The organism is Colwellia aquaemaris, from assembly GCF_057548755.1.
Genome location: NZ_BAAJLV010000002.1, coordinates 419,300 through 431,380 on the forward strand (window position 1 = coordinate 419,300; position 12,081 = coordinate 431,380).

Below are 12,081 nucleotides of genomic sequence, written 5' to 3' on the forward strand. Positions count from 1 at the left end.
TAATTTCTGTATCCATGCAGTCGCACATCAAAAGATGATTACGCGGTAAAAAGGCTAAATAAACCTCTTCCCTTGGATTCGTTTAAAGGCTATTTAGACCGGAAAGTTCAACATACTCTAGATAAAATTTAGTTATTGCTATTTCGGTATTACTCATTGAGATGATTTTTAATTGCGTGTGTCATTGCTTTTACATAGTCATTTAGTTCATAACCTGTAACTCTGCTTTGCAATTCAGTTATTAATGCGAAACAAGCTTGTGGACTTTGTTCTAATTCATTGAATATTTCGGGATTCTTTAGTTTTACTTCATTGGCTAATTTTAATGAGGCGAGTAATAATCGTTCCATATTCTTTCCATTTAATATCGCTAGGCTTTCGTCCTTTGCTAAGATAGTGCCAAATTTAGCTTTAAATGCAATAGTGCAGATTGTTTTTGCATTTTTTTATTCAGTTTGCAAATAGGTCATTGTGGTTGAAATTAGTAGCTTGCCAACAGATACTATAGGGAATTCTCGGCTAATAGTGAACATCATTTGCATAACTTAAAATTTACCTTAGATAATCAATTTACTGCTCAATTTTTGGCTGATGAGGTGGCTGACAACTATCCGCGACAAGTTAATAGCGCATATTCTTTCGTTCAGCCTAGAAAAACGAGTGCTCCTCAATTATTAGCTTATAGCGATAGTGTGGCAGAACAAATTGGCCTAACAACAGAGCAAGTGGTGTCTAAAGATTTTTTACATTTGGTTTCAGGCAATGGTGTGGTTGAGGGAATGAAGCCGTTTGCTATGTGCTATGGAGGGCATCAGTTTGGTCATTGGGCAGGGCAGTTAGGTGATGGTCGTGCTATAAATCTTGCGGAAATTAATACGGCTCAATATGGCCATAAAACCCTGCAATTAAAAGGCGCAGGACCAACACCTTATTCTCGCACTGCTGACGGCTTGGCAGTTTTGCGCTCTTCAATTCGTGAATTTCTTTGCTCTGAGGCCATGTTTCATTTAGGTATTGCTACGACTAGAGCGTTAAGTTTGTCACTTACTGGAGATAAAGTTGTTCGTGATATGTTTTATGACGGTAATGCCAAAGCGGAACTAGGCGCCGTTGTATGTCGAGTATCTTCATCATTTTTACGTTTTGGCAGTTTTCAATTACCCGCATCTCGAAAGGATAATACGCTACTTAAACAATTAGCAGATTATGCTATTGCTCGGGACTTTCCTCATTTAGGTACTCCCTGTAAAGAGGTATATTTACGTTGGTTTGAGGAAATATGCCAGCGAACTTGTCAGTTAATTATTGATTGGATGCGAGTTGGTTTTGTTCACGGTGTCATGAATACCGACAATATGTCGATTATTGGCGAAACTATAGATTATGGTCCTTATGGTTGGATTGATGACTTTGATTTGAATTGGACGCCCAATACTACAGATGCGCAAGGTAAACGCTATCGTTTTGGGGCGCAAGCGGAGATTGCGCAATGGAATTTATTTCAATTGGCAAATGCGATTTTTCCATTAATTTCTGACCCTGAGCCGTTGCAACAAGCACTTAATAAGTTTGCGAAAAACTACCATGTCGGTTGGCAGTCTATGATGGCAAAGAAGTTAGGGCTTGCCTATACATCTGAGCTGTTGACAGAAGAGCAGCTAGATCTGTTGGTAACACTTGAAGATGTTTTAATGCTAGTTGAAACAGACATGACCATTTTCTATCGCAAACTTGCGTCTTTGCCTGATCAATCATCAGAATGGTTAGCACATTTGCAACCTTGTTTTTACAATGAAGAGCAAGTTAATGATGACTACCAAAAGCAATTGAAACTATGGCTAAAAAATTATACTGAGCAGCGAAATAAAAATTCTCAATCACGGGAAGAAATTACCCGTGCAATGAATACGGTTAACCCTAAATTTGTTTTGCGAAACTATTTGGCTCAACAGGCGATTGAACTAGCTGAACAAGGTGACTATTCAATGATTGAGACGTTACAAAATCTGTTAAAAAAACCTTATGACGAACAACCTGAGTATGAGGTATTTGCGCAAAAAAGACCTAGCTGGGCAAAAAACAAAGCAGGTTGCTCTATGCTGTCATGTAGTTCGTAATCTTATTCTGCTTGTGTTTTTTTACGATATTGCACCGCTATCACTTTAATAATGTCACGCCATGTAATAATACCAACAGGTCGATTGTCTTCATCAACCACAGGTATGCAAGATATTTGATGGTCATAAAAAATTAGCACAGCTTCATTTAAGGTGATATCAGCACTGGCTTTAATAACATCTCTGCTCATTATTAAGTGCACTTTTTTATTGAGAATAAAACCATCTTGTGGTGTTTCTTTTCGTGTACCTATGGTTGGGCTAAGGTGTTGAAGCAAGTCACCATCGGTCATAACACCGGTTAATTTGCCGTTGTCAGTTATTAAAATGTGATGCATATCATGGTGTTCAAATAACCCTTTGGCGTCAGCTAAGGTGTCGTCCATGTCTAGCGTAATTAAATTACGACGCATAATTTGACTAACTGCCATTTTTCTATCCTTTACAATTATACAAACACAAAGCAAATCATATTATAACCATGAAATTTCAGCAATATTTAGCGCTTGATAACTTAAATGGGAGATAAATTTTGCTTGTCACAAAAGTGTCACATAACTGTCTTATAATTGCCGCAGTTGTAAAAATTATCATAGTTGAAGGTATTTTTAAGTGGCCATTGCTTCCAAGTCAGCAAACTACCGTAAAGTGAAGAACTCATTAGCAAGATGGGTAATTACACTAGGCGGTATTAGCGTATTGTTTACCTTAGTGTTGATTTTCATGTACTTACTGTACGTGATTAAACCTATATTTGAATCAGCAAAAGTTGAGCGCCATGCTCAGTTTGCTATTACTGAGTCTAGTAAAGTCTTATCAACTGGGGTTGATGAGTTAAAAGAAGTTGCTTATAGCATTACAGAGCAGGGCACTATTAACTTTTATCAATTAGTTGATAGTGCGCGTCATAAAGCCGGAACTAAAATTCATAGCCAGCAACTCGTTGCTGGCGGAGAGCATTTAAAGCAGCTTATTAATGTTGGTCAAGACCAAAAGTTATTGCTTGATAGTGCCGGTAACGTGCAGCTAATCGCACCAAAATTCACCTCTAATTTTGACAGTGGTGAGCGGGAAATTATTCCTACCGTGAACTACCCTCTGGGTGAAGAATATTTACCAGTTGATGAAAATAACGCCGCGTTAAAAAAATTATCATTTGCTATGGATGATGAAAAGGCAATATTTGTAGGCTTTACACAAGACAATCGCTTAGTTAAAACTAGTTTAATTGCCGAAGACGACTTTAGCTTCGACACTGAGTTTGAAGCTGAATATGAAGAAATTAATTATACTGCGACGCAGGTTGACGACATATTAGTAACACCTGATTTAGCCATGGTGTTTGTTCGTGAAGGTGACCAAGTTGCGGTTTACTCGCTTGATGAAGAAAGTGAACTAAAAGCGACAATTATTCCACAACTTGCACAAAGTAGAGCAACACCTAATCACATTACGTCAATGGCGCTATTGTCAGGAGGCAGCTCAATATTGTTAGGGGATGACAATGGTGAGGTAAGTCAGTGGTTTGAAGTGGCAACTGAGCAAGGGCGCGAGTTTAAACAAGTACGTAGCTATAAGGTTAGTGACAATGAACCGGTAACGGCAATTTACACAGAGCAATTTCGTAAAAGCTTTTACACCGAAACGCCATCTGGTGAAATGGGCATATTTTATACTACTAGTGAAGCTGATTTGTGGCGCGGACAACTACATGATGGCAATGCACAAGCATTCGCCATTGCACCCCGTGCAGACGGTCTAGTAATATTTTCAGAGCAAGAGTTATCAATATTTACCGTTGAAAACGAACATCCCGAAGTGACTTGGCGAGCATTATGGCAAGAAGTTTGGTACGAAGGTTATCCTGAGCCTGAGTATATTTGGCAGTCAACGTCTGGTTCGGATGACTTTGAAGCTAAATTTTCTTTAGTACCTATTTCATTCGGTACCATTAAAGCCGCAATGTATGCGATGATTTTTGCGGTACCCATTGCCTTAACTGCGGCAATTTATACTGCCTACTTTATGACGCCTGGACTACGTAAAAAAGTAAAGCCGACTATTGAAATCATGGAAGCATTACCAACGGTAATTCTTGGCTTTTTAGCAGGCCTTTGGTTAGCACCTATTATTGAAATTTATTTGCCAGCCATGTTCTTACTGCTGATATTTATTCCAACATCTGTATTTATTACGGCATATGCATGGCATAAGTTATCACGCGAATACAAAGCCAAAATACCAGAAACATGGGCGCCAATTATTTTAATTCCTGCTATTGCTTTGGCGGCATATGCTGCATTTGCTTTATCACCTGTGCTTGAAGTGCATATGTTTGGTGGTGATGTTCGACAGTTTATTACCAATGATTTAGGGATTAACTTTGACCAACGAAATGCACTTGTTGTTGGTATCGCTATGGGCTTTGCTGTTATTCCAACTATTTTCTCAATGGCAGAAGATGCAATCTTTAGTGTCCCGAAACATTTAACCAGCGGTTCGTTGGCATTAGGTGCAACACAATGGCAAACCTTAATTAAAGTTGTTCTATTAACGGCAAGCCCAGGTATTTTCTCTGCGGTGATGATGGGCTTAGGTCGCGCAGTTGGTGAAACCATGATTGTATTAATGGCAACAGGTAATACGCCGATACTTGATTGGAGTATTTTCCAAGGTATGAGAACGTTAGCGGCTAACATTGCGGTAGAAATGCCAGAATCAGAAGTGGGAAGTTCGCATTATCGAATTTTATTCCTCGCGGCATTTGTTTTATTTGTATTCACTTTTGTATTTAACACGCTTGCTGAGTTTGTACGTCAGCGTTTGCGTGAAAAGTATAGCTCGTTGTAAAGAAGGGACAGTAGCATGAATAATTGGTTTAAATCTGGCTCTCCTTGGGTTTGGTTGTCAGCAGGTGGCGTAAGTATCAGTCTAATTTCTGTGTTGGGCTTACTATGGCTAATTGCATCACGCGGCTTAAGTTATTTTTGGCCGTCGCAAATACATCAATTTGATATGGTTGATGAGTATGGCAAAAACATTACGGTTATTGGTGAAATTTATGACCGTGAAAGTATTCCAACATCTCAGTTAGCACACTTAAATCTTGATTTGGATCCCGCAAAAGATTCAATTGAACGCTTGTTGATTAAAACCGGCAACCGTGAACTTGTTAGCTTAGACTTTCGTTGGATATTGGTACCGCAAGTGAAAGAACAAACACAACCTGAAGATGTGGTTGTGATTGAACGTCGTACCAACGGCAACTTTTACGGTTTTGTTGAAGATATTATTCTTGACGGCAAGTCGGTTGGTATTGAAAAAATGCCAGAATTAGTTAACCGTGTTAGCGAATTTCAAGAACAAATTGAAGAGTTACAAAAAGTTGATATTGGTGCCATTAACTATCAAATTGAACGTACACGCTTAAAAGAACGTAAACATAAGTTAGATGAAACACTAACACCTGAATTGCAATTAGCATTCAAAAATAAAGTAGCGGGCTTACGTGCCGAGTATGACGTGCTTGAACAAGCATTGATGGGGCTGCGCGAGAAAATCTCACGCGATCAGATCGTTATGCGTGCAATGGACGGACAAAAAGTTACCATAAATTTTGAGAATGTACTGAAAATTAGCTTTAACAATAAGCTGAACGTATTTGGCAAAATTCAAATGTTTTTCGGTCAAATAGCCGCATTTATTGTTGATGACCCACGTGAAGCAAATACCGAAGGTGGCGTATTTCCAGCGATATTTGGTACTGTGTTGATGGTTTTGCTAATGACGGTAATTGTTTCGCCATTAGGTGTTGTTGCCGCAATTTACTTACATGAATACGCAGGTAACAATGCATTAACCAAGCTACTTCGCATTGCTGTGATTAACTTGGCGGGTGTACCGTCTATTGTTTACGGTGTTTTTGGTTTAGGTTTTTTTGTTTACATGGTTGGTGGCAGTTTAGACCAATTGTTTTATGCCGAAACCTTGCCTAGCCCAACTTTTGGTACGCCGGGTGTTATGTGGTCAGCAATAACCTTAGCTATTTTAACTTTACCGGTTGTTATTGTTTCCACGGAAGAAGGCTTATCACGCATTCCTTCGGCAATGCGCCATGGCAGCTTAGCCTTAGGAGCAACAAAAGCAGAAACCTTATGGCGTATTATTTTGCCGATTGCAAGCCCTGCAATTATGACCGGAATTATTTTAGCGATAGCGCGTGCTGCCGGTGAAGTTGCACCGCTAATGTTGGTTGGTGTGGTGAAAATGGCACCTAATTTACCCCTTGATGGTAACTTCCCGTTCTTACATTTAGACCGTAAGTTTATGCACTTAGGTTTCCATATTTATGATGTTGGTTTCCAAAGTCCGAATGTTGAAGCGGCTCGGCCATTAGTTTATGCCACGGCGTTATTGTTAGTGACTATTATTGTGGCACTGAATATGACGGCAGTATCTATACGTAACCGTCTGCGTGAGAAATATCGTATGTTAGAGCATTAATATTGCTACTTAATAAATAACGATTAATAACATTCGCATTGAGTGTTTAATGAAAACATTAAGCACAACGACAAAGATTAACGGCCTTCTTTGGCCAATGACAAAGTAAGATTTAAAGAGAACACTATGATTTCTGTTACCCCAAAAAATTTATCAGAACAAAATGTTAAACTCGATCTTAACAATCTTTCGCCAGAACAAGTGGCGTTAGAAATTAAGAACCTTGATTTATATTATGGTAACAAGCAGGCATTGCAGAATATTTCAATGTCGATTCCAAAAGGGCAGGTAACAGCATTTATCGGTCCAAGTGGTTGTGGTAAATCAACTTTATTGCGCTGCATTAATCGTATGAATGATTTAGTTGATAGTTGTAAAATTGAAGGGCAAATTAACCTTCACGGTGAAAACATTTATGACAAGCATACTGATGTAGCAGCGCTGCGCCGTAAAGTAGGCATGGTATTTCAACGCCCGAACCCATTTCCTAAATCAATTTACGAAAACGTTGTTTATGGTTTACGTATTACTGGCCAAAATGATCGTCGTGTTTTAGATGAAGCAGTTGAGAAGTCATTACGTAGTGCGGCACTTTGGAACGAAGTAAAAGATCGATTACATGAAAGTGCTTTAGGCCTTTCTGGTGGTCAACAACAACGATTAGTTATTGCTCGTGCTATTGCTATAGAGCCTGAAGTTTTATTACTTGATGAGCCAACATCGGCACTTGATCCAATTTCGACGTTAACAATTGAAGAATTAATTAACGATTTGAAAAAGCAGTTTACCGTGGTTATTGTTACGCATAACATGCAACAAGCAGCGCGAGTTTCTGACCAAACAGCCTTTATGTATATGGGCGACTTAATTGAATACAGTGACACTAACACTTTATTTACCACCCCAACGAAAAAGAAAACTGAAGATTATATTACTGGCCGTTACGGTTAATTTAACCGTTAACATTGACGATAGACAGAGGATTTTACCGTGGATAATTTAAATATTGGTCGTCATATTTCTGGCCAATTTAATGAAGATTTGGAACGTATTATTAACCATGTTATGCACATGGGTGGTTTAGTTGAAAAGCAACTAACTGACGCATTAACATCAGTATGTGATGCTGATGAAGAGCTGGCTAAGAAAGTATTAAACAACGATTACCAAATTAACAATGCTGAAGTGAGTATCGACGACGAATGCACACGCATAATTGCTAAGCGCCAACCCGCAGCGGGTGACTTACGTTTAGTGATGGCGATAGTTAAAACCATCACTGATTTAGAACGTATTGGTGATGAGGCAGGTAAAATTGCCAATGTAACTTTGGAAAGTTTATCAGGTAAGCATAAAGACTTATTGTCTAATTTAGATAATTTAGGGCGTCATGTTTTGGAATTTTTACAAGTGACTTTAGATGCATTTACGCGTATGGACTTTGATGCTGCCGTTGAAGCTCACAAAAGTGATGATAGAGTTGATCGTGAGTATGAAGCACTAATGCGCCAATTAATGACATATATGATGGAAGACCCTCGTTCTATACCACAGATAATGAGTGTTATTTGGTCTGCCCGTGCCTTAGAGCGTATTGGCGATCGTTGTCAAAATATTTGTGAATACATTATCTACTTTGTTAAAGGTAAAGTTGTACGTCACACCACACCTGAAGATCTAGAATCTCTTTCTTAATGTTTACTTCTTGAGCACTTTACGCTAATTGCTAAATAGCCTACTGTATAGCAATTAGCGTATATACTTTTAAGTGAAGTATTAATAACTAATCATTCTATAAACAGCGGCTATCTTGATATAAACCATTTGAATTAACTTTCAAATGGTTTAATATCCGCCGCGAATAACAATAAAGAGCATTAAGCTCCTGGAAACTAATTATGGCCAGAAATTCAATACTCGGTGTATTTGCAAAATCACCAATTAAACCATTAGAAAAACACATTCGAATGGTAACAAAGTGTTGTAATCAACTAGTCCCATTCTTCGCAGCCGTGACTGAGGAAGATTGGAGTACCGCAGGAAAAATTCGTACGAAAATATCTAAACAAGAACGTGACGCTGATGACTTAAAACGTCAAATTCGTTTAGAGCTACCAGGCGGTTTATTTATGCCGGTGGATCGTGCTGATTTATTGGAATTATTAACTCAACAAGACAAAATAGCGAATCGTGCAAAAGACATTGCTGGACGCATTTATGGTCGTAAGTTAATAATCCCTAATGCATTACAAGAGCAATTTATTGCTTATGTAGCACGCAGTGTTGATGCAGCTGAAAAAGCCGCTGATGCAATTAATGAATTGGATGACTTATTAGAAACTGGATTTCGTGGTCGTGAAGTAGAGCTGGTAAACAAAATGATCAGCCAACTTGACGCAATTGAAGATGATACAGATGGTATGCAAATTAAATTACGTAAAGATCTTTTAGGCATTGAAAAAGACCTAAATTGTGTTGACGTAATGTTTTTATATCAAATCATTGATTGGGTTGGCGAATTAGCCGATCTTGCAGAGCGTGTTGGTGCACGTTTAGAAATTCTTTTGGCTAGAAAATAGGGCCCCTTCATGGATATTTTACTCACTAATGGCTCTTTGTTAGTCATGATCGCTGCCGCCGTTGGCTTTTTTATGGCTTGGGGCATAGGTGCAAACGATGTTGCTAACGCAATGGGAACCTCAGTAGGCTCTAAAGCACTTACTATTAAACAAGCAATCATTATCGCAATGGTATTTGAGTTTGCTGGTGCTTATTTGGCCGGTGGCGAAGTTACTTCAACTATACGTAAAGGTATTATTGATCCTGGATATTTTGTTGATATTCCGGAATTACTCGTTTTTGGTATGATTTCAGCATTATTAGCTGCGGCAACTTGGTTATTAGTTGCATCTATTTTAGGCTGGCCTGTATCAACAACACACTCAATTGTTGGTGCCATTATTGGTTTCGCTGCTATTGGCGTAAGCCCAGATACAGTGGCATGGGGCAAAGTTGGTGGTATTGTTGGTAGTTGGATTATAACGCCATTGATTTCTGGTGTTATCGCCTTTGTTATTTTTAACAGCGCACAAAAACTGATTTTTGATACAGATAAGCCTTTAGAACAAGCAAAGCGCTATGTACCTTTTTATATGTTTTTGGCAGGCTTTGTATTGTCACTGGTAACTATCAAAAAAGGTTTAAAACACATAGGTTTAGACAGTGTTAACTTAGGCTTTTACGATTTTGCCCTTAAAGGTGCAGACGTATTCTATTTAGCCGCTATTGTTGCTGTAATTGTGGCAATTATTGGTAAGTACTTTATCAGCCGCCTTAAGTTTGATACCAAAGCAGACAAAACAACTCATTATGCAAACGTAGAAAAAGTATTTGCTGTATTAATGATTGTTACAGCGTGTTGTATGGCATTTGCTCATGGTTCAAACGACGTTGCAAACGCAATTGGTCCATTAGCGGCTGTTGTTAGTATTGTTGATAATGGTGGTGAAATTGCGAAGAAAGCAGCCTTAGTTTGGTGGATTTTACCATTAGGCGGTTTAGGTATTGTTGCCGGTCTTGCTTTATTCGGTCATCGTGTTATTGCAACTATCGGTAAAGGTATTACACACTTAACGCCAAGTCGTGGTTTTGCGGCTGAACTAGCAGCTGCATGTACTGTTGTTATTGCTTCTGGCGCAGGTTTACCTATTTCAACAACACAAACATTAGTAGGTGCCGTGTTAGGTGTAGGTATGGCTCGTGGTATAGCGGCAATTAACTTAGGTGTAGTACGTAATATTGTTGTCTCTTGGGTAATTACATTACCTGTTGGTGCTGGCCTTTCAATTATCTTCTTCTGGATAATGAAAGCGATATTTAGTTAATTATTTAACGTATTGTTTAAGTTTAATTACAGTTGAAAAAAGCCAGCGCAATTGCTGGCTTTTTTATTGTGTTAAGTTTGTGATACTTTTGCCAAAAACTTACAAAAATGGCTTGCGACGTTACTTAAATCACTATATTATGTCGCCTCTTTTGCAGCGAAAGCTTATTTAATCGTTGATTAAGACAGTGCCTTGATAGCTCAGTCGGTAGAGCAGAGGATTGAAAATCCTCGTGTCCCTGGTTCGATTCCGGGTCAAGGCACCATATTTTCCTTCGGGATCTGAAAGCCTTAACACTAATGTGTAAAGGCTTTTTTATTGCCTGAAATTTAGTCACTGTCGTGTATTAAACTACCAATAAATTTTAACGATAAAAAAGCCCGCTCAAGGGCGGGCTATTAGTAGGTTGGTTCGTAAATTAATTAACTTTTTTGTGCTTGTTTATTGGCGTTCTTTGTTGCTCGGCGTTCAGCAATGACTTGCTTTATCCCGCCACCAATATGTTCTTCTCCACGCGCTTTTGCTAAATTAATTTGCTTTTCACGCTCTTGAAAACGACTTTTTTGTTGCTCTGAATACTTGTCATAACAGCGAGGGCAACTAACACCTTGAATATAGTGCTCGCTGGTTTTATCTTCTTCAGTAATTGGGTATCGACATGCAAAACATTGGTCATATTGGCCACGCTCAAGGTTATGATTAACGGCAACTCGACCGTCGAATACAAAACATTCACCTTGCCACATAGTTTCTTGCTCTGGAACCTCTTCAAGGTACTTCAATACGCCGCCTTCAAGGTGGTAAACATCTTCGAAGCCTTGTTCTTTCAAATATGCGGTCGATTTCTCGCAACGTATGCCACCAGTACAAAACATGGCTACTTTTTTGTGTTTGTTTTTATCTAAGTTTTTTGCGACATATTCTGGGAATTCACGGAATGTTTCAGTATTCGGATTAACTGCATTTTCAAAGGTGCCAATTTCTACTTCGTAGTCATTACGTGTATCAATCAGTAAAACTTCAGGATCAGAGATTAAAGCATTCCAGTCTTTCGGCTTAACATAAGTGCCTACGGTTAGGTTAGGGTCTATTCCTTCAACGCCCATGGTCACTATTTCTTTTTTCAGTTTCACTTTAGTGCGTTGGAAAGGGTTTTCTTGATGGTAAGAGCATTTAAAAGATACGCCTGCTAATCGCTTATCGCTATTAAGAAATGCTAGTACATTGTCGATACCGGCCTTTGGGCCGGCAATAGTGCCATTAATTCCTTCAAGTGCTAATAATAGTGTGCCTTTAACGTTATTTTCTTCCATAACATTGAGTAACGTAGGTTTAATAGCTTCGAAGTTTTCTAAGCGAACAAATTTGTACAAAGCACAAACGGTAATATTATTCATAAATTGACCCATTGAGCGAGCCTGATAGTAAATCAGGAGCTGTAGATTGATAAATACTTACATTCAATAGCAAGCGGTAATGTGACTTATGTCAAAATAAATCGCGCGGAATTTTAACAAAAAATCGCCAAATAAAAAGTAATATCTCTTGTTTCTAGGGTAAATCTTTGAAAATTTAGT

Annotated in this window: 10 protein-coding genes and 1 tRNA gene; 8 read left to right on the forward strand and 3 right to left on the reverse strand. The window is 38.6% G+C overall.

Going from position 1 to position 12,081, the window contains the following annotated elements:
* Window positions 1-149: 149 nt before the first annotated feature.
* Window positions 150-350, reverse strand: coding sequence for a hypothetical protein (locus AC27HL_RS08180; RefSeq protein ID WP_487080482.1), 201 nt, complete (start codon window positions 348-350; stop codon window positions 150-152).
* A gap of 186 nt (window positions 351-536) precedes the next feature.
* Between AC27HL_RS08180 and AC27HL_RS08185 the strand changes: the two genes are divergently transcribed.
* Window positions 537-2,117 (forward strand): protein adenylyltransferase SelO, encoded by a 1,581-nt coding sequence (locus AC27HL_RS08185; protein WP_487080483.1) that lies wholly within the window; start codon window positions 537-539, stop codon window positions 2,115-2,117.
* 2 nt (window positions 2,118-2,119) lie between these two features.
* Here AC27HL_RS08185 and AC27HL_RS08190 read toward each other — a convergent pair whose 3' ends face one another.
* Window positions 2,120-2,548 (reverse strand): CBS domain-containing protein, encoded by a 429-nt coding sequence (locus AC27HL_RS08190; RefSeq protein WP_487080484.1) that lies wholly within the window; start codon window positions 2,546-2,548, stop codon window positions 2,120-2,122.
* 292 nt (window positions 2,549-2,840) lie between these two features.
* Between AC27HL_RS08190 and AC27HL_RS08195 the strand changes: the two genes are divergently transcribed.
* The 7 genes from AC27HL_RS08195 to AC27HL_RS08225 all read left to right on the forward strand — a co-directional run bounded on the left by AC27HL_RS08195 (window position 2,841) and on the right by AC27HL_RS08225 (window position 10,769).
* Window positions 2,841-4,967 carry a phosphate ABC transporter permease gene (locus AC27HL_RS08195; protein ID WP_487080756.1) on the forward strand — a complete coding sequence of 709 codons (2,127 nt, stop codon included), beginning with the start codon at window positions 2,841-2,843 and terminating at the stop codon, window positions 4,965-4,967.
* 15 nt (window positions 4,968-4,982) lie between these two features.
* Window positions 4,983-6,620: a phosphate ABC transporter permease PstA gene (gene pstA, locus AC27HL_RS08200; protein WP_487080485.1), complete on the forward strand. Its 1,638-nt coding sequence runs from the start codon at window positions 4,983-4,985 to the stop codon at window positions 6,618-6,620.
* Between the two features lie 126 nt (window positions 6,621-6,746).
* On the forward strand, window positions 6,747-7,571 hold the full coding sequence (gene pstB, locus AC27HL_RS08205) for a phosphate ABC transporter ATP-binding protein PstB (protein WP_487080486.1): 825 nt from the start codon (window positions 6,747-6,749) through the stop codon (window positions 7,569-7,571).
* Window positions 7,572-7,610: 39 nt separating this feature from the next.
* Window positions 7,611-8,315 carry a phosphate signaling complex protein PhoU gene (gene phoU, locus AC27HL_RS08210; RefSeq protein WP_487080487.1) on the forward strand — a complete coding sequence of 235 codons (705 nt, stop codon included), beginning with the start codon at window positions 7,611-7,613 and terminating at the stop codon, window positions 8,313-8,315.
* 203 nt (window positions 8,316-8,518) lie between these two features.
* The gene (locus tag AC27HL_RS08215) at window positions 8,519-9,199 is read left to right on the forward strand and encodes a TIGR00153 family protein (protein WP_487080488.1); all 681 of its coding nucleotides are present in this window, start codon (window positions 8,519-8,521) and stop codon (window positions 9,197-9,199) included.
* Window positions 9,200-9,208: 9 nt separating this feature from the next.
* Window positions 9,209-10,504 carry an inorganic phosphate transporter gene (locus AC27HL_RS08220; RefSeq protein ID WP_487080489.1) on the forward strand — a complete coding sequence of 432 codons (1,296 nt, stop codon included), beginning with the start codon at window positions 9,209-9,211 and terminating at the stop codon, window positions 10,502-10,504.
* Between the two features lie 189 nt (window positions 10,505-10,693).
* A tRNA-Phe gene (locus AC27HL_RS08225) sits at window positions 10,694-10,769 on the forward strand.
* 157 nt (window positions 10,770-10,926) lie between these two features.
* On the opposite strand, the gene trhO is transcribed toward AC27HL_RS08225, so the two are convergent.
* Window positions 10,927-11,901 (reverse strand): oxygen-dependent tRNA uridine(34) hydroxylase TrhO, encoded by a 975-nt coding sequence (trhO, locus tag AC27HL_RS08230; protein WP_487080490.1) that lies wholly within the window; start codon window positions 11,899-11,901, stop codon window positions 10,927-10,929.
* Window positions 11,902-12,081 lie beyond the last annotated feature (180 nt).